The sequence below is a fragment of the Sphingobacterium sp. E70 genome (assembly GCF_019285695.1).
In the GTDB taxonomy this organism is placed as follows: Bacteria; Bacteroidota; Bacteroidia; order Sphingobacteriales; family Sphingobacteriaceae; genus Sphingobacterium; species Sphingobacterium detergens.
Genome location: NZ_CP079104.1, coordinates 6,122,254 through 6,140,772, shown reverse-complemented (window position 1 = coordinate 6,140,772; position 18,519 = coordinate 6,122,254). Strand labels below are relative to the sequence as shown.

The following is an 18,519-nucleotide window of genomic DNA, read 5'->3' as shown; positions in this document are numbered from 1 at the left end:
AAATACATTTGAGCGTTCAGGATTATGATATGATTAGAAAAAGGCTGATTATACAACTCCCTGAGCTTTCATGGCATTAGCCACTTTAATAAAGCCGCCAATATTGGCACCTTTTAAGTAATTAACAAAGTCACTTTCTTTGCCATATTTTAAACAAGTTTCGTGAATGCTTTCCATAATTGTTTTCAGACGGCTATCAACTTCCTCAGTACCCCATTGTGTACGGATCGAGTTTTGGGACATTTCCAGACCACTTACGGCAACCCCGCCAGCATTTGCAGCTTTCCCTGGTGCAAAACTAATTTTTGCATCTAAGAAAACCTTAATAGCTTCGGCAGTGGAAGGCATATTAGCGCCTTCAGCAACACAAATACAGCCATTTGACACAAGTGTTTTCGCATCGGATTCATCCAATTCATTTTGTGTCGCACATGGTAATGCAATATCACATTTAAATTGCCAAGGTTTTTGTCCCGGTAAAAACTGTGCATTTGGATAACGAGCAGGGTATTGGTCTAAATTCCGTCCTAAAGTTGCTCCAAAAGCCATTTTTTCTGTGTCAAAGCCATCTGGATCATACAATGTACCCAAGCTATTAGAAACAGTAATTACTTTTGCACCTAATTGCATTGCTTTTTCAACAGCATAAAATGCAACATTACCAGCACCTGAAACTGTTGCCACTTTTCCTTTTAAGGATTGTCCTTTATGTTTAAATATACAATCTACGAAGTATAGTAGGCCATATCCGGTAGCTTCTGGACGAATATAGGAGCCGCCCCATAATTCACCTTTGCCTGTTAGAACCCCAGTAAAATTGTTCTGAAGACGCTTAAATTGTCCGAATAAAAGCCAATTTCACGTCCTCCAACACCAATATCCCCAGCAGGAACATCTGTATCTGCACCTATATGACGATATAATTCCGTCATAAAGCTTTGACAAAAACGCATGATTTCATTGTCTGATTTGCCTTTAGGATCAAAGTCAGAACCACCTTTACCGCCACCTATTGGTAAGCCTGTTAAACTGTTTTTGAAAACTTGTTCAAAAGCAAGAAATTTCAAGATACTTTGATTCACAGAAGGAGCGAAGCGAAGTCCGCCTTTATATGGACCGATAGAACTATTCATTTGCACACGGTATCCACGGTTTACCTGTACTTCATGATTGTCATCTAACCAGGTTACACGAAAAGAGATAATACGTTCAGGTTCGGTGAGTCTTTCAAGAATTTTTTGATCGAAAAACTCAGGATGATTGTTGGTGATATAAGGAAATAAATCCTCTGTAACTTCTTTTACAGCTTGTAAGAATTCTGGCTCATTTGGATTGCGTTTCTCAACGCTCGCAATGAACTCGTTAAAATTTTTTGACATGTTTTAATTAGTAAAATTTCCCTTTGGCTGGTACTAATTTATGTATTTTTTAATAAAAATCCAATTTTTGTTAATTTTTATAAATTTTACGTTGTTATAATGAAATTTCGAATTCTATAAAATATGTCTATTTAGCTTGATAATATAGAATTGTAGCCGAAATCAAATCATCCGCGTATTTTATTCGATACTTTAGCTAAAAAAAGAATCATTTTCGTTTTTATAATAGAACAGACTAAACGTAATGATTTGTGTAATTCTAAGCCTTATATATTTTAAAATTTATAAGGCCATTACATGGTGAAGTCTCAATAAATTGTAAGATCTGATTTTACGCGGAATTAAAATAGCTATGTGCAATGAGATTAGAGTCTTCGTTATAACAATGTAGCAATACTATTGGGAAAAAGGGAGGGTTTGCAAATTACTATTTAACATAATATAAATTATAATAAATATGTATAGTGATGAGAATGGAGGTTTTTAATGAATTATTTAATATAGTTATTGCTGGTTTTTGATATTATATAAAATAAGTTTTCTTACAATGATTTACAAATAAGGCTTACATATTTTAAATAAAAAGGAATCCAAGCGAAACGCTCAGATTCCTCAATAAATATTTAGGTTGAATATTTACAGATTGAAAAATGCTAATCAACTGCCTGAATCATCAAAGCACCAACTGTTAAGTTAGTCCGTGGATCTATGACAATGGCTTGAGAATTTGCAGAATTTTCTGTCTGTAAATCAAATACAAGATTTTCAGCAGATTTGATTGCAATCCGACCAATATCATTGAGCTTGATCGTTTCGTCGAAAACTTTTTCCTGTGTGTTGATGTCAAATTTATAAAGCACATCGACAATCTTAATTTTTGTCAATTTACTGTGGCTTTGAAGCAAGTAGATCTGTTCGGTATCCAAGGGCTTATTGTCAAACCAACATACGTTTGCTTGTATATTGCGCTCAAATTTTGGCTGTTTTTCAACATTTGCAATCGTGTCGCCACGGCTAATGTCCACATCGTCTGTTAAATGAAGAATAACTGACTGTCCATTTTCTGCTCGGTCAAGCTTTAGGCCGTTAAATTCTATCGCCTTTATGGTACTATATGTTTCAGAAGGATAAATAATCACCTGATCGCCTACAGTAAGCCCCTCTCCTAACACTCTACCGGCATATCCTCTATAGTCATGGAGGTCATCTGTTTGTGGCCTTACAACCCATTGTACAGGGAATCTCCATTCGCCGCTTGATTTTCATGAATTTCAACATTTTCCAGGTAATCCAATAGCGATTCTCCGGAATACCAGAGCATACGATCGGATTTATGAACAATATTGTCACCTTTCAATGCGGATACTGGGATAAAATCAACGTCCTGAAGTCCCAAGTTGGCAGCCAATTGCTGGTAATCATTTTTGATTTGTTCAAAAACAGTAGCGCTATAATCTACCATATCCATTTTATTGACACATACTAATACCTGCTTCATCGCTAGTAATTTAGCAATAAACGAATGCCTTTTCGTTTGTTCAATAACCCCTTCCGTGCATCTACCAAGATGATAATCAGCTCAGAATTGGATGCGCCGGTAACCATGTTTCGCGTATATTGGATATGGCCCGGAGCATCAGCGATAATGTACTTTCGATGATCGGTCTGAAAATATTTGTAAGCGACATCGATGGTTATCCCCTGTTCGCGTTCTGCCTTTAGTCCATCCGTTAATATCGCTAAATCTACTGTTCCATCATCATTTTTTCGGTTGGCACGCTGTATCGCTTCCAATTGGTCATCCAAAATAGAATTGGTATCGTATAGCAATCGACCAATTAGGGTACTTTTACCATCGTCTACCGAACCAGCTGTTATAAATTTCAATATATTCATTGTTGTCAATATCAAGTATTAGATTTGAGGAATTAAAAATATCCCTGTTTTTTGCGTTCTTCCATTGCTGCCTCGGATACTTTGTCATCCATCCGAGCCCCACGTTCACTGACTGTTGATGCCTTGATTTCCGCGATGATATCATCCAAAGCAGTTGCTGTAGAATCTACTGCTGCTGTACAGGTCATATCTCCGACCGTCCTGAAACGAACAGATTTAGTCTCAACAACATCTTCCTCATCAATATTCAAAAATGGTGCTGCTGCCATTAATTGTCCGTTACGGGTAATTACCTCCCGCTCGTGACTAAAATAAATGGATGGTAATGCAATCTGTTCGCGTTTGATATAATTCCAGACATCGAGCTCAGTCCAGTTTGATATCGGGAATACCCGTACATTCTCGCCTTTGTTTATCTTACCGTTGAAAATACTCCACAACTCTGGTCTTTGTCTTTTTGGATCCCATTGTCCAAACTCATCACGAACTGAGAAAATACGTTCTTTTGCACGTGCTTTCTCCTCATCCCTACGTGCTCCTCCGATACATGCATCGAAACCGTGTTTCGAGATCGTATCGAGTAAGGTAACAGTCTGAAGTGCATTACGACTTGCGTTTTTACCTTTCTGCTCAACGACTTTGCCCTGATCTATACTATCTTGGACATAGCCAACAATAAGTTTTTCTCCAATTTCTTCAATAAGACTGTCACGGAAAACAATAGTTTCTGGGAAATTGTGCCCAGTATCAATATGAACCAGTGGAAAGGGAAATTTACCCGGTCTGAAAGCTTTTTTGCTAGATGAACCAATGTAATGGAATCTTTTCCGCCCGAGAATAATAGTGCTGGTTTTCAAACTGTCCAGCGACTTCTCTTAATATATATATTGCTTCCGCTTCTAAATGATCTAAATAGTCCATTCTTTGAAATAATAAAATTTGATTTAATGAATTCGGGTATACGCTTTTTTATGATTAAGATTTAACAGCATGTAAACCACATTCTTTTTACTCTGATCTTCCCACCACCATCTTCCGGCACGAAAATCTTCTCCTTCCTGAACAGCTCTTGTACAGGGTTGACAACCAATGCTCGGAAATCCTTTGTCATGTAAGACATTATAGGGAATATACTGTTCTTTACAATACATTTTTACCTGATCAAAGGTCCATTCAAACAGCGGATGGATTTTTATGATATCATTTACTTCGTCGTACTCTACAAAATCCATATCATGTCTATTGACCGATTGTTCAGACCGAATGCCGGTAATCCAGATTTTTTTCCTTTGATAGCACGCTGCAATGGTTCAATCTTTCTGATCCGACAACATTCTTTACGGTTTTCAACAGATCCATAGAAAGAATTAGGCCCCTTTTACTGATAAAATCTTCCAGCAATATTGTGTTTGGTGTGTATGTCTTGATATTCAGTTGATAACGTTCCAATGTGCGGCTCCACAAAGAGTACGTCTCTTTGAATAATCGACCGGTATCTAAAGTGAAAATCTCGATACCGATATTGTTTTTGCCGATCCATTCGGTGATAATCTGATCTTCTATCCCAAAAGATGTCGAAAAAACAACTTCTGAAGGATATAGGGATGCAATTACTTGCAGCATCTCCACTCCCTTTTATCACCGATAATTTCTTTAATTTCCTTAACGCTCATGACGTAATATATTTTTGGTATGTTCGTTCAGCTTCTTTACCTTAAATTCAAAGTCCCCTTTCAACTGTTCACGATATTCACTCATCAGTGAAAGCGTTTCGTCGATTTCAGCTGGTAATAGATCATTGAGCAGTTCCTTCACCCTTTTGCAATCGTTGGCGATTTGCCGTTTGTGGAAATCGCAACTTTTAGATTGCCTTTAGTAACAATTGATCCCAAATAAAAGTCGCATAGATCTGGTTTATCCGCGGCATTGAAAAGTATATTGTGAAGTGATGTTAACGCACGAAGTTCATCATTCAGTTCCATATTGTTCGTGGCCGCAATCACAAGTTGCTTGTGTTCAATGTCAGTCGTCTCAAAAGGACGTATATGAAGTTGAATGTGAGGATAATTCCTGAGTAATAGTTCAAATTCTGGAACAATTTCCCTTGCAACAACAGTTAGGTTCAATCGCTCATCATTTGTTATCAATGCCTGGAATTTTTCCAACGCAACTTTTCCTCCTCCGACCAGTAAGGTCTGGATCTGATCAAGTTTAACGAATATGGGAAACAACTGATTCATATTTATAATGCAAGCGCCTTTTCTTTAATCTGTTGAAACGATCTGTGTTTCGCCACCACTTCACCTATGATGATAATAGCTGGTACCCCAACTCTTTTTCAGTAGATTCATCTAATATATTGTCTATTGTTCCCAATACAACCTTTTCATTGGGCAGTGAACCGTTCTGAATCAAAGCGATAGGTAAATGATGAAGATTTTTATCCCGGTAGATGGCCACGATCTCTGCTAATTTTCCATAGCCCATCAGAACGACTACAGTCGCATTGGATTCCGCTGCTAGGTATAGATCGCTAGATAAACTACCATCAGATTTTGACCCTGTTATCACCCAAAAGCTTTCACTAATCCCTCTATAGGTCAAAGGAATCTGCTGTAGCCCCGTCAGACCGATAGCGGAGGAAATACCCGGTACAACGGCTGTTTCAATACCATATTGTGCCACATGATCGATCTCTTCACCCCCACGTCCAAAGACAAAGGGATCTCCACCTTTCAAACGCACCACATGCCCATAATTTAAAGCATAATCAACCAGTAAGCGATTGATTTCATCTTGTGATGTTGAAAGCTGTTCAGCACGTTTTCCGACGTAAATTTTTATACAATCTGCCTTCGCATAATCCAATAGTTCTTCATTAACCAGCGCATCATACAAAATAACATCCGCTTTCTGGATTGCTTTGATCCCTTTAAGGCTAATCAATTCTGGGTCTCCTGGCCCAGCACCTACTAAAGTTACTTTTGCTTCTATCGACATTCCGTTCCCTCCTAAGCCAATACAGGCGTTAAATTTTTACGTTGATAAACCTCATTGATAAACTTTGTGGCTTCTTGTAGATAACCTGTTGCAAAAACCTCCGTAGGTTCATTTTTACTGATTTGTAAGACAAGCTCCGGAAATGACTGATCAAAGTTATATTCCCGGACTCCACAAAATGTGTCTGGAATTCATTGATCACTGTATTTTGTGTGCTTGCGCTAATACCTTTATCTAACAGCAAGGCTTTCGCTGCCTGAACAAAGGCATTGTATGCATGATAGATAGCGTCTGCGAATTTTGCTTCCCGAATGTCTCATTTGCCCATTGCAGCTTTTCCTCCGCCTCATAAATCAATGTTGCTACCAGATCGATCACTACCCCAGCACACTCACCCACACCTATCGCTGTTTGAAAAGTACCTTCATGTCCCCAATCCACAAACTCATCTTCCGAAAGCGTTGTTAGATCTGACAGTGGCTTTAATAGATTGTAAAAATAATTTTTACCTTGTCTGTCGTAATACGCATGAAAGTTTTCAGTTTCTTCCGCATTCTTTTTGTAATCGTTCAGTACGAATTCAACCACATGCAATACTCGTTTGGTGGGTACTTTGATAATCCGTTCGGCTACCCGGCCTTCACCATCGCCGATCGTGCCACCACCGAGCATAACCTGGGCGGCAGGAACTACCTTACCCTCTGCTTTAACTGAGCTGCCATGGAAGCCAATATGTGCCAGTCCATGTTGGCCACAGGAATTCATACAACCGGATATCTTAATTTTCAAATCTCTGTTGAAAATAAAATCTTGGTGGAATTCGGCGATATATGACTCAATGACCCGCGCCATTTCGGTACTATTTGAAATGCCAAGATTACAGGTGTCCGTGCCAGGGCATGTTGTCACATCTGCAGTACTGTCAAAGCCTACCTGAGCAAGATCTAATGATTTTAGCAGTTGATAAATATGAGGTAGCGACTTTTCGGTTGCATACTTCAATAGCAAACTTTGGTTTTGTGTTATCCGGATATCATCCGCAACGAGATCATTTAGTCCAGCGATCAAGGACCGCGCTTTATCGGTACCGATGTCCCCGGTGGAAACACGTACATAGACACCATAATAGCCTGCTTGCTTTTGTTCAAATGTATTCGTATTCTTCCATACCTGATAGTTTAAATCGGTATCGAGATCAAGTACGGTGATTTGGCTGTCATCCGGTGGTAGCGGTTGTTTAATTTTGGTTCGATCGATAGCGAAAGCTTTTACTTTTGTAGCAATCTTTTCTGCTTCGATCAGATTTAACACCTCTTCCAAGCCAAGTTTCTGAATAAGATATTTAAAGCGAGCCTTGTTACGGTTGTTGCGTTCGCCGTATCGGTCAAACACTCTTAAGGTAGCCTCTATATAAGGAATTAGCTCATCTTCCGGTAGAAATTCATTTGTTAGCGATGCTAAAAATGGCTGTGATCCCAGTCCACCTCCTAGCAAGACTTTGAAACCACGTACTTCTACACCATCGACATACTTTAATTTTGGAATAAAACCCAAGTCATGGATATACGAGAAAGCGGTGTCCTCTTCACTTGCAGAAAAAGACATCTTGAATTTTCTACCCATCTCCGCACAGACTGGATTACGTAGAAAATATTCAAATGTCGCCTGTGCATATGGTGATACATCAAAAGGTTCTTTCGGATCAATACCCGAAGTTGGTGAAGCCGTTACATTACGAACAGTATTACCACAGGCTTCCCTTAGGGTAATATCGTCCTCTGCCAATTTTGACCAAAGTTCTGGCGTGCGATCCAGACTGACGTAATGAATCTGAATATCCTGACGTGTGGTCAGATGCAGGTTGCGACTTGCATATTCATCAGAGATTGCTGCGATTTTGATCAATTGTTTAAAAGTAACTTTTCCAAATGGAAGTTTGATACGAACCATTTGAACCCCTGGTTGTCTCTGTCCATATACTCCCTGGCAAGGCGCAGTGATCTAAATTTCTCATCAGCGATCTTACCTTCGTGAAATAACCGAATCTTTTTTCAAGTTCAATAATCTCCTTTTCCACGACTGGATTTTCTAATTCTGTACGGAAGCTTTGCATAAAACAAATAAAATCTATTGATTTAGTATTCTTTTCTCGATGTCAAATGTAAAAATATTTTTTAATATTCTATAATATCTACCAAATTAATATATATTTGCCGTATAAAATTTAATATACTAAACCTGTAGACTAATAGGTGTAATGATAAAAGATGTTTTATAGTCCTTGTTTTTAGCTTTATAGTTGTATCTAAGATCACGTCATGCGCGCCAAAAGTAAAGAATGGATATAGCAAAGAGTTAGGGTTTGAAGGTAATATTTCATTATCTGGAGCCTTTGCCCTCTACCCTTTGGTGGTAATCTGGAGTGAAGACTTTAAAAAATTCACCCTCATGTTCGTTTTAATATTTCCGCAGGCGGAGCGGGCAAAGGAATAGCCGATGTGCTAACTGGTATGGTAGACATTGGTTTGGTATCACGGGATCTTCATGCGCAAGAAGTTAAAAAAGGTGCAGTTCCTATTATCGTTGCTAAAGACGCTGTGATTTGTACATTGAATCCGGGCAATCCGAATTATAAAGCATTACTGAAACGAGGTTTAACACGGGAGGAACTTGCGGATATTTTTGTCAATCGAAAATTTAAAACATGGAATCAAATTGATCCGCAGTTTACAGCAGATCCGATTAATGTCTACGTGCGTTCGGATGCCGCCGGAGCGGCAGAAACCTGGGCCAAATTTTTGGACACAAACAGGAGGATCTGCAAGGTGTTGGCATCTTCGGAGACCCTGGCATCGCCCAAGCGATTAAAGATGATAAGTTTGGCATTGGCTTCAACAACATTAATTATGTATATAATTTAAAGACAAACAAAGTATTTGATCATATTGATGTATTGCCATTGGATTTAAATAAAAATGGGAAAATCGAAGCAGATGAGCAATTCTATGGCTCCCTGTCGGACTTGACAGCAGCGGTTGCGGCGGGAAGATACCCTGCCCCCTTCGCGTGATCTGACATTTGTCACACGTAATAAGACAGAATCTCTGCTCTTGAAGGAATTTATCTCATTTGTACTACAGAAACAGGCGCAATCACAATTACTGGAAAATGGTTATGTACCATTGAGTGCAACACTGATTAATGAAGAACTAAATAAGTTATAGCATGCTAAATACACGTCTAGTTAAAGATACTTTAGTAAAACGGTCCACATTATTATTGCTGCTGATTTCGCTTTCAGTTGTCCTTATTATTGCGGTCGGTTTAACCGTAAAATCCATTCCACTATTTGAATATAGCAATGTATTTCAGCTGTTGACAGACAAAGTATGGGCGCCTATGAAGGGCTCATTCGGATTTTTGCCTTTTATCGCTGGCACACTCGCTGTCACATTGATATCCCTTGCCATTGCCATACCACTGTGTATATTAACAGCTGTTTATCTGACTGAATATGCTTCAGATGCATTGAAAAATATGATGCTCCCGCTTGTTAATGTTTTGGCTGCCATTCCTCCAGTGCTATATGGTGTTTGGGGCGTGTTATTTATTATACCATTGATCCAGCTTTATATTGCTCCGATTTTTGGCGTGGTGACATCTGGTTATTCGGTGTTAGCCGGTGGGGTCGTGTTGGCAGTCATGATATTTCCGATCATGATTTCAATTATGGTTGAGGTGCTCCAAACGATTCCATATGAATTAAAAGCAGCCTCTTTGTCTTTAGGAGCAACAAAATGGGATACCATAAAACATGTTATTCTCAAAAAGCAAAGCCCGGGATTATTGCGGCAATTGTCCTATCAACCTCTCGTGCGTTTGGAGAAACGATTGCGGTATTAATGGTTTGTGGTAATGTGCCTAAGGTTCCTACGTCCATCTTTGATGCCGGTTACCCCATCCCAGCTTTAATTGCCAACAATTTTGGTGAGATGATGTCTATCCCACTTTATGAGTCAGCATTGATGTTTTCAGCATTATTGCTATTTGTGATCATATTTGTTTTCAATTTAATATCACGTCTGATCTTGAGACGTCTCGAAGGAGGTTTAGATGGATAATACCAAAAGAAGGTTATTGAGCGAAAAAAATCGCGAAGGGTTTCATGCATCTGTCCGGAATCACAGTGACTGCTTCCCTATTTTTTATTGTAGGTACGATCCTCTATAAGGGGCTTCCCTATCTCAATTGGGAGATGGTCAGCCAATTGCCCAAAGGTGGGTTTTACATCGGCAAAGAAGGCGGAATCTTAAATGCCATATTAGGTTCACTCTATCTGGCAGGTGTAGCGACTGCCCTTTCCGCTTTTATTGGCATCCCAATATCTCTTTATCTTAATATTTATTTAGGAACAAATTCCAGAGTAACACAGTTTTCAAAGCTTTTGTTCGATGTACTTTACGGTGTTCCATCCATTGTTTATGGTGCTGTCGGCTTTGGTATCATGGTCTATTTTGGTATTAGAGCTTCGCTATTGGGTGGTATCATTACGGTCACACTATTGACGATCCCTATTGTGGTACGGACAGTAGACGAATTAATCAAAACGATTCCTGAAGATTTGAAAAATGTCACGCTTTCCTTGGTACAACACGTTGGGAGCTCGCTAAGGTTATGTTGCGGAGCATTCGCGCTGGACTATTAACGGCTATTCTGTTGGCGTTTGGAAGGGCTATTGGTGATGTTGCTGGTGTGCTATTGACAACAGGCTTTAGTGATAATCTGCCTAAATATATAGATGAACCTGCAGCAACACTTCCCTTGGCCATATTTTTTCAGTTAAGTAGTCCAATTCCTGAGGTACAGGGGCGAGCTTACGCTTCAGCCCTGGTTTTAACAATCATTATTTTAATTATCGTAGTATGCACGCATATCCTTCAATCGAAACAAAAGAATCGTCGTTAAACAGCCCATTAACTGATCCCCATATACAGATTAAGGATCTTAATGTATATATCGACGGACGACATATCTTAAAAAATATTAATCTTGCCTTACCCAACAATAGTGTAACTTCTATTATAGGGCCTTCGGGTTGTGGTAAGACCACCTTGCTGAAAACACTTAATCGACTGGTTGACGATACGAAAGGTGTTGAAATAACAGGGTCTGTGCTCGTGAACGGTGAGGATATTTATGGTAAGGATGCTGAGGTAACACATATTCGTAAGAAGATGGGGCTTTTATCCCAAAAACCTTATCCCTTACCGATGTCCATCTACGATAATGTCGCTTATGGCCCGCGTATACATGGCACCAAGAATAAAAAGGAACTGGATAAAATTGTCGAGACACAATTGCGAAATGTAGCCTTATGGGATGAGGTCAAGGATCGTTTGGGGCAGTCTGCAAGTGGTCTTTCGATTGGACAGCAGCAACGACTTTGTTTAGCCAGGGCCTTGCTGTTGAACCTGAAATTATACTTGGCGATGAATCGACTTCCGCATTGGACCCATTATCCACAGCAAAAATTGAAGAATTATTAATTGAGCTTAAGCAGGATTATACCATTGTTCTGGTTACACATATCTTACGACAAGCTAGAAGGGTGTCCGACTATATTCTTTTCGTTTATGGGGAGAAATCCTTGAATTTGGTCCCACTGAGCAAGTGTTGTTAAATCCACAGCATGAGATTACAAAACAATATGTAAAAGGTTTTATCTCCTGATAAACTGCCTATCGTTTATATATATAAAAGTCGAAGATTCTAGGAGGCTCCATAAAATCTTCGACTTTTCACTTCTTTACTTTTATTACAGCTTCTTTATCTCAGGTCGAATAAATCATCAACACCTAATATCTTTTTAGAAGTAAATCCTTCCGCATACTTTGCCTGGATATAACGGCCAAATTCTCTCGCTCTAGCAGCAGTAGATTCCATAAAATCCGGATTGGAGATATAGGTTTGTGGCTCATCTGGATTGGTGTTTTCACCTGTATAGAATTGTGTTTTATAGGCTAGGATTGACTTCTCCTTGATAGTATAGTAGTCCGTAATATCAATAACCACGTCAGGTTTGATATAATAATCCTGTACAAACTGTAATACTAACCGTGGTCGAAAGGCTTCTTGGACATGATTATTTTCATCTTTTGTTTCCACTTTTCTTAAACCCGAAAGGAAACAAGCTTCATTCACAAGCTGTCCTGCCCTGCCATGATCAGGGTGACGGTCGGTAATCGCATTGGTAATAACAATTTCAGGTTGGTATTTCCTTATTGCACTTATAATAGCCATTTTTTCTTCGATAGCATTTTCGAAAAACCATCTCTGAGACCAAGATTTTCGCGAGTAGCCAATCCCAGGATCGTTGCGGCATCTTTTGCCTCTTGCGCCCTTGTCTCAGCTGTACCGCGTGTGCCTAGTTCGCCCTGTGTCAGGTCTACAATTCCTACTTTTTTCCTTCAGCAACATATTTTGCCATTACTCCGCCTGCCCCTAATTCTGCGTCATCGGGATGCACAGCAATGACTAATAAATCTAGTTTTAGCATATTGATATCCTCTTTTTGTTTACAGCTTCCAATTTCACCAAAATCGGTTAAAATGATTCTGCAGTTAATTCTTTCATATTGCTAGCTTATTTTGACGATAGCCAACATAGATGGACTTACTGCTGTGAAGCCGAGGTCAAAGGTAGAAAGTTTGTTGTTTACTCCGCTAAAAGTCGTTCGATATTACGACAAATTTTACCTGACAATGGCGAAGTCGTGGGGTAATAGAAATCCACAACCTCTCCCTGCTTGTTGATCAGGTACTTGGAAAGTTCCAGGAAGGTTTACTATTTATATGACCGTTTTCTGTCTTATTTGAAAGAAAATTATACAATGGCGTCGTATAGGTACCAACGACATGGCTACGCTTAAAAACTGGAAAACTGACTTGTTGGTTTATTCGACAAAATGTCTCCAACGTACTGCCTGTCAGGGTTCTTGATTCCGAAAGTTATTGGACGGGAATGCAAGTATCTCAAACCCCTTTTCTTTATACTTTTGGTAGAGCTTTTCAAGCGATTTAAATTGTCTCGTAAACAGACACTGACTCGCTGTATTGACGACCAACAAAACCTTTCCTTCAAAATCCCCTAGAGATTTCATGGTTCCATTGAATTGCAAGGCATCAAAGTCATAAATCGTTTTCATATTATCTTAATTTAGGTATTTACATGAGGATCCGGATACTTTTTCAAGTCTCCTTGTAATTAGCATATCGAAATCTACATGACCGGTTTAGGTCTTGATCTTTCAAATTCCCGGATAATGTTTTCGATTTCGAAGTCCTCCTTTGGATCGTACGCAGATTTTAGATTATGCCCAAAAATTTTGGCAACCCCTTGATAAAAGAACGCGGAGATTCCACCTTTCATTTCTTTTACCATTTCGTAGCTTGTATGCCCTGTATAACGATCGATCAGTTTTATAAGAATTTTACCCTGGGAAATGGTCATGTTTTTAATTTCCCTATTAAACATTTGTTTCACGTCATTTTCACAACGCTCTACCAAGGCTTCATGCTCCTTTTTTCAGATGTCATGGCTAGATCCCGATCCAGCTGGTCGTATCTTTTTGTGCATAGATCGCATAAGGAAGTACCTTCAGTACATTTCGTCTAAAGCGTAGATATTCCCGTCTTGCTTCCTCGCTTGACCATACTCGTTTTCTGACAATAACAACCTCAGGGATGGGAAACCAAGGCAGAATCTCGCCCGAAGGTAATGTTGTTTTCATATAATCAGTCACAGTCTCTTGCGCCCCTTCACCATACAATGGAAGAACAAGAGATTGAGCCTGTGTCACACCTGACAAGGTCCCAAGAAGAAAAAGCAAACCACCTACTATTGTCTTCATCTGAATGACTATATAACTCTTTTAATTTGTCAATGCTATTATATTTTGGTAAATTTATTACAAAATAAGTTAGCTTGATAATCGTATTCGAAATACATTAACTAAATTAAACAAAAATACTCAAAAAACATCATTTACCTGCAACGTTTATGAAAGATTATGTGATTGATATAGAGGCAGAAAACAAAGAGATAAGAAAACGTTACCGTGCATTATTGCGTGCCTGCAAGCCTACTTTGCAGCGCGGGGATAAGCAAGAGATTCGGAAAGCTTTTGATTTGGCATTGGATAGTCATAAGGAAATGCGCCGCAAATCAGGAGAACCTTATATTTATCATCCTATTGCTGTGGCGCAAATTGCTGCTGAGGAAATAGGCTTAGGTACGACCTCCATTGTATGCGCTTTGCTCCATGATGTTGTTGAGGATACCAATGTGACCTTGGACGAAATTGAGGAAATGTTTGGAAAAAAAGTTCGTCGCATTATCGACGGATTAACTAAAATTTCCGGAATATTCGATCCTAATAGTTCAATGCAGGCCGAAAACTTCCGTAAAATGCTGCTCACTCTTGCAGACGACGTACGTGTTATTCTTATCAAATTGGCGGATAGGCTGCATAATATGCGGACGATGGAGTTTATGGCAAGAGATAAACAGCTGAAGATTGCTTCGGAGACCAGTTATCTCTATGCCCCTTTAGCGCATCGCTTGGGTCTGTATGCAATTAAATCAGAATTGGAGGACTTGTCCATGAAGTTCACCGATCCGGATACCTACAAATTTATTGCCCGAAAACTGAATGAGAAGAAGGCTGAGCGCGAGAGATTTATTGGTGATTTTATTGACCCTATTAAAGAAATTCTAGAAGAACAAGGGATTAAAGCATCTGTGTTTGGAAGGCCCAAATCCATCCATTCGATCTGGAACAAGATGCGCAAAAAGTCAATTCCATTCGAGGAAGTATATGATTTATTTGCCATCCGTATCGTCATCGATGCGGTAGACGAAAAGGAAAAAACCGAATGTTGGAAAGTATATTCCATTGTTACGGATTTATATCGCCCCAATCCAGACCGTTTACGCGATTGGATCTCCTCCCCAAAGGAAATGGTTATGAATCTTTGCATACCACAGTGATGGGCCCCAAAGGCCAATGGGTAGAGGTACAGATTCGGACCAAACGGATGAATGAAATTGCAGAGAAAGGATTTGCGGCCCACTGGAAATATAAAGAGTCTAATTCAGATTCTGGCCTGGATCAATGGATCAAAAAGGTACGCGATGTATTGAGCAGCCCTGATCAGAATGCCATGGATTTTGTGGATGATTTTAAGATGAATCTGTTCTCCGATGAGATTTTTATCTTCACGCCAAAAGGTACACTGATTCAATTACCCAATAATGCCACGGCCTTGGACTTTGCCTTTGAGATTCACTCCGATATAGGTGCAAGTTGTATTGGTGCCAAAGTGAACCATAAATTGGTCCCACTTAGCCACGTCTTGCAAAATGGTGATCAAGTAGAGATTATTACATCGAGTAAGCAGTCTCCAAAGAAGATTGGCTCAATTTTGTCGTTACCGCAAAAGCGAAATCTAAAATTAGATCCTCCCTTAAAGAAGAAAAACGAAGAGTCGCAGAGGACGGTAAGGAGATTCTGGAACGTAAATTGAAGTCTTTAAAAGTAACCTACAATACAGATAATATCAACAAGATTGCTAATTATCTGAAATATCCAAGTTCTCAGGATCTTTTTTATAACGTCGCAAAAGGCATTGTTGATATCAAGCAATTGCGCGAGTACGTGGCGCATGAGAAAGCAGTTGAAATTAATGCGGGTTCTTCTTCTGGCAATCAGTTCAATAGCCATATCGGTGGTTTGGTCGAAAAGATCAATAAGAAAGAGTTTGATACCATCCTTATTGGAGATGATATGCAAAAAGTTGACTATACCCTAGCCCCTTGTTGCAATCCGATTCCTGGCGATGATATTTTTGGCTTCCTGACAGTCAATGACGGTATCAAGATCCATCGTACCAGTTGCCCCAATGCGTCCAAGTTAATGGCGAATTATGGCTACCGTATCCTGAAGGCACGCTGGGCTTCTACAAAAGACTCTGCATTCCTGACTGGGTTGCATATTGTGGGGATCGATGATGTCGGATTGGTCAATAAACTCACAACGGTTATTTCCCAAGAGTTTGCCGTTAATATTCGCTCCTTATCCATATCGAGTAATGATGGTATTTTTGATGGGAATATTATGGTATACGTCAATGATACACAGCAATTAGAGAGCTTGATGAAAAACCTCAAACAAGTAAGAGGGATTACAGGAGTAAATCGTTATGAATCTGAAAATTAATCAAATGAATATCACAATTTAGAAATACTATCAAATGTCAATCTAAATTGGTAAATTTGTACAAGAATATTTTTACTATGAATCAAGCTGAAAATTTTGCAACTGTAAAAAAATCTTTGAAGCATACTTAGAAAATAAAAATCTAAGAAAAACTCCAGAGCGTTATGCTATCTTGGAAGAGATCTATTCACGTACTGATCACTTTGATGTTGAGTCTTTGTATATCCATATGAAGAACAAAAATACCGTGTCAGCCGTGCTACAGTTTATAATACCCTCGAATTATTAGTGTCTTGTGATTTGGTTACTAAACACCAATTTGGCCGTAATATGGCTCAATTCGAAAAGTCTTACGGTTTCAAACAACACGACCACGTGATTTGTATTGAATGTAATAAGGTTGTAGAGTTTTGTGACCCTCGTATCAACCAGATCCAAAGCCTTATGGGGACCTATTGAAGTTTGACATCAAACACCATTCTTTAAATTTATACGGTGTATGTCAAGATTGCCAGGAAAAAAATAAAAAGAAGAAACCGTAGCCCAAGAAGCTATTTCAAATTAATCTTATATTTTTGTTAAATATAATAGTACATTTGTTCAGGAATGTTCAGGAGAAAAATTCCTGAACATTTTTATTTTTAATGAGTCTATTTTTATTAATAACATTTTAATTACTATACTTTAAAAGCTATGCAAGTTGATGTGCTTTTGGGCTTACAATGGGGTGACGAGGGTAAAGGTAAAATCGTAGACGTATTTTGTCCAAAATACGATTTAATCGCTCGTTTCCAAGGCGGCCCTAACGCCGGACACACGTTGGAATTTGATAACAAAAATTCGTGCTCAACACAATTCCATCTGGTATCTTCAATGAAGGTACACTAAATCTTATTGGTAATGGTGTCGTTATTGATCCGATTATCCTAAAAGAGAATTAGACAACCTTAAGACAGCTGGTTTTGATCCGGTGGGTAAAGGCAATTTGGTGCTAGCGCGCAAAGCACACCTTATTTTGCCAACACACCAATTATTGGATGCCGCTTCAGAATCGAAAATGGGCGCAGGCAAGATTGGATCTACCTTAAAAGGTATCGGCCCAACGTACATGGATAAGACTGGTAGAAACGGCTTACGTGTAGGTGATACGACTCTTCCAGATTTTCAAGAGCGTTATCAAAAGTTGAAAGAAAAGCATTTAAATATTCTTTCACACTATGGCGATATTCCTGATTTCAGTGAAAAGAACAAGCGTTCCTAGATGCTATAGAATTTATTAAAACCATTCCTCATGTTGATTCAGAGCATTTAGTCAATCAATATCTGAAAGAAGGCAAACGTGTATTGGCTGAGGGAGCTCAAGGTACCCTTTTGGATGTGGATTTCGGTTCTTATCCATTTGTTACTTCATCAAATACAACTACTGCTGGAGCTTGTACCGGTCTTGGTATTGCTCCCAATAAAATTGGTAAGGTATACGGTATTTTCAAAGCTTATGCGACCCGTGTAGGTGGAGGTCCCTTCCCTACTGAACTCCATGATGAGACCGGTGAAAAACTTCGTCAATTAGGTCATGAATTTGGTGCTACGACAGGTCGTGCCCGCCGTACAGGATGGATTGATATCCCAGCACTAAAATATGCGATTATGCTGAATGGTGTGACTGATTTAATCATGATGAAGGCCGATGTATTGGATACTTTTGACAAAATCTACGCTTGTACACATTATAAATATAATGGTGAAGTAATTGATTACATGCCATACGAGATTATTACCCATCAGGCAGAACCGATCTTGGAAGAAATTCAGGGTTGGAAACAAGATTTGACTGGTATCACATCCGAGGAGAGATTCCTGAGGCATTAAACAACTATATTTCTTATTTGGAGAAAGCACTTGAAGTTCCTATCACAATTTTATCGGTAGGTCCGGATCGTAAACAAACACTGGCTTTATCAAAGTAAA

At 39.1% G+C, this 18,519-nt stretch carries 16 protein-coding genes and 9 pseudogenes; 11 read left to right on the top strand and 14 right to left on the bottom strand.

Annotated elements, in window-relative coordinates:
• Nucleotides 1-48: 48 nt before the first annotated feature.
• The 10 genes and pseudogenes from gdhA to KUH03_RS43920 all read right to left on the bottom strand — a co-directional run bounded on the left by gdhA (nucleotide 49) and on the right by KUH03_RS43920 (nucleotide 8,388).
• Nucleotides 49-1,379, bottom strand: a pseudogene (gene gdhA / locus KUH03_RS43960) (NADP-specific glutamate dehydrogenase).
• Nucleotides 1,380-2,032: 653 nt separating this feature from the next.
• Nucleotides 2,033-2,551 carry a hypothetical protein gene (locus KUH03_RS47660; protein ID WP_306429358.1) on the bottom strand — a complete coding sequence of 173 codons (519 nt, stop codon included), beginning with the start codon at nucleotides 2,549-2,551 and terminating at the stop codon, nucleotides 2,033-2,035.
• 47 nt (nucleotides 2,552-2,598) lie between these two features.
• A pseudogene (locus KUH03_RS47655) lies at nucleotides 2,599-3,275 on the bottom strand (GTP-binding protein).
• Between the two features lie 32 nt (nucleotides 3,276-3,307).
• Nucleotides 3,308-4,196: pseudogene (cysD, locus tag KUH03_RS43950) on the bottom strand (sulfate adenylyltransferase subunit CysD).
• Nucleotides 4,197-4,219: 23 nt separating this feature from the next.
• Nucleotides 4,220-4,507: a phosphoadenosine phosphosulfate reductase family protein gene (locus KUH03_RS43945; RefSeq protein ID WP_257090851.1), complete on the bottom strand. Its 288-nt coding sequence runs from the start codon at nucleotides 4,505-4,507 to the stop codon at nucleotides 4,220-4,222.
• Between the two features lie 22 nt (nucleotides 4,508-4,529).
• The gene (locus tag KUH03_RS43940; protein ID WP_257090850.1) at nucleotides 4,530-4,898 is read right to left on the bottom strand and encodes a phosphoadenosine phosphosulfate reductase family protein; all 369 of its coding nucleotides are present in this window, start codon (nucleotides 4,896-4,898) and stop codon (nucleotides 4,530-4,532) included.
• Nucleotides 4,899-4,937: 39 nt separating this feature from the next.
• Nucleotides 4,938-5,090 (bottom strand): hypothetical protein, encoded by a 153-nt coding sequence (locus KUH03_RS43935; protein ID WP_257090849.1) that lies wholly within the window; start codon nucleotides 5,088-5,090, stop codon nucleotides 4,938-4,940.
• Nucleotides 5,087-5,515, bottom strand: a complete 429-nt coding sequence (locus KUH03_RS43930; RefSeq protein WP_257090848.1) for a bifunctional precorrin-2 dehydrogenase/sirohydrochlorin ferrochelatase — start codon at nucleotides 5,513-5,515, stop codon at nucleotides 5,087-5,089. Before KUH03_RS43930 ends, KUH03_RS43935 begins: the two co-directional genes overlap by 4 nt.
• 64 nt (nucleotides 5,516-5,579) lie before the next feature.
• Nucleotides 5,580-6,275 (bottom strand): uroporphyrinogen-III C-methyltransferase, encoded by a 696-nt coding sequence (gene cobA / locus KUH03_RS43925; protein WP_306429357.1) that lies wholly within the window; start codon nucleotides 6,273-6,275, stop codon nucleotides 5,580-5,582.
• Between the two features lie 11 nt (nucleotides 6,276-6,286).
• A pseudogene (locus KUH03_RS43920) lies at nucleotides 6,287-8,388 on the bottom strand (HEPN domain-containing protein).
• 385 nt (nucleotides 8,389-8,773) lie between these two features.
• Between KUH03_RS43920 and KUH03_RS43915 the strand changes: the two are divergent.
• The 7 genes and pseudogenes from KUH03_RS43915 to KUH03_RS43885 all read left to right on the top strand — a co-directional run bounded on the left by KUH03_RS43915 (nucleotide 8,774) and on the right by KUH03_RS43885 (nucleotide 12,005).
• Nucleotides 8,774-9,196, top strand: coding sequence for a PstS family phosphate ABC transporter substrate-binding protein (locus KUH03_RS43915; protein ID WP_257090847.1), 423 nt, complete (start codon nucleotides 8,774-8,776; stop codon nucleotides 9,194-9,196).
• Between the two features lie 114 nt (nucleotides 9,197-9,310).
• On the top strand, nucleotides 9,311-9,499 hold the full coding sequence (locus KUH03_RS43910; RefSeq protein ID WP_257090846.1) for a hypothetical protein: 189 nt from the start codon (nucleotides 9,311-9,313) through the stop codon (nucleotides 9,497-9,499).
• A gap of 1 nt (nucleotide 9,500) precedes the next feature.
• Nucleotides 9,501-10,178, top strand: a complete 678-nt coding sequence (locus tag KUH03_RS43905; protein WP_257090845.1) for a PstC family ABC transporter permease — start codon at nucleotides 9,501-9,503, stop codon at nucleotides 10,176-10,178.
• The gene (locus KUH03_RS43900; protein WP_257090844.1) at nucleotides 10,178-10,396 is read left to right on the top strand and encodes a hypothetical protein; all 219 of its coding nucleotides are present in this window, start codon (nucleotides 10,178-10,180) and stop codon (nucleotides 10,394-10,396) included. Before KUH03_RS43905 ends, KUH03_RS43900 begins: the two co-directional genes overlap by 1 nt.
• 44 nt (nucleotides 10,397-10,440) lie before the next feature.
• Nucleotides 10,441-10,980 carry an ABC transporter permease subunit gene (locus KUH03_RS43895; protein ID WP_257090843.1) on the top strand — a complete coding sequence of 180 codons (540 nt, stop codon included), beginning with the start codon at nucleotides 10,441-10,443 and terminating at the stop codon, nucleotides 10,978-10,980.
• A complete protein-coding gene (locus tag KUH03_RS43890) occupies nucleotides 10,950-11,240 on the top strand; it encodes a hypothetical protein (protein ID WP_257090842.1) in 291 nt (96 codons plus the stop codon). The genes KUH03_RS43895 and KUH03_RS43890 overlap by 31 nt, the downstream gene beginning before the upstream one ends.
• Nucleotides 11,198-12,005, top strand: a pseudogene (locus KUH03_RS43885) (phosphate ABC transporter ATP-binding protein). Before KUH03_RS43890 ends, KUH03_RS43885 begins: the two are co-directional and overlap by 43 nt.
• Nucleotides 12,006-12,101: 96 nt before the next feature.
• On the opposite strand, the gene KUH03_RS47650 reads toward KUH03_RS43885, so the two are convergent.
• The 4 genes from KUH03_RS47650 to KUH03_RS43865 form a co-directional block, all read right to left on the bottom strand.
• Nucleotides 12,102-12,575 carry a hypothetical protein gene (locus tag KUH03_RS47650; RefSeq protein WP_306429356.1) on the bottom strand — a complete coding sequence of 158 codons (474 nt, stop codon included), beginning with the start codon at nucleotides 12,573-12,575 and terminating at the stop codon, nucleotides 12,102-12,104.
• A gap of 685 nt (nucleotides 12,576-13,260) precedes the next feature.
• A complete protein-coding gene (locus KUH03_RS43875; protein ID WP_257090840.1) occupies nucleotides 13,261-13,479 on the bottom strand; it encodes a redoxin domain-containing protein in 219 nt (72 codons plus the stop codon).
• Between the two features lie 74 nt (nucleotides 13,480-13,553).
• Complete coding sequence (locus KUH03_RS43870) at nucleotides 13,554-13,808, bottom strand: DUF4294 domain-containing protein (protein ID WP_257097899.1); 255 nt, start codon at nucleotides 13,806-13,808, stop codon at nucleotides 13,554-13,556.
• A gap of 64 nt (nucleotides 13,809-13,872) precedes the next feature.
• Nucleotides 13,873-14,184 (bottom strand): DUF4294 domain-containing protein, encoded by a 312-nt coding sequence (locus KUH03_RS43865; protein ID WP_257090839.1) that lies wholly within the window; start codon nucleotides 14,182-14,184, stop codon nucleotides 13,873-13,875.
• 149 nt (nucleotides 14,185-14,333) lie between these two features.
• Here KUH03_RS43865 and KUH03_RS43860 point away from each other — a divergent pair.
• The 4 pseudogenes from KUH03_RS43860 to KUH03_RS50090 all read left to right on the top strand — a co-directional run bounded on the left by KUH03_RS43860 (nucleotide 14,334) and on the right by KUH03_RS50090 (nucleotide 18,518).
• A pseudogene (locus KUH03_RS43860) lies at nucleotides 14,334-16,551 on the top strand (bifunctional (p)ppGpp synthetase/guanosine-3',5'-bis(diphosphate) 3'-pyrophosphohydrolase).
• A gap of 112 nt (nucleotides 16,552-16,663) precedes the next feature.
• Nucleotides 16,664-17,093: pseudogene (locus KUH03_RS43855) on the top strand (Fur family transcriptional regulator).
• A 151-nt stretch (nucleotides 17,094-17,244) separates the two neighbouring features.
• A pseudogene (locus KUH03_RS50095) lies at nucleotides 17,245-17,812 on the top strand (adenylosuccinate synthetase).
• Nucleotides 17,813-17,895: 83 nt separating this feature from the next.
• A pseudogene (locus tag KUH03_RS50090) lies at nucleotides 17,896-18,518 on the top strand (adenylosuccinate synthetase).
• Nucleotide 18,519 lies beyond the last annotated feature (1 nt).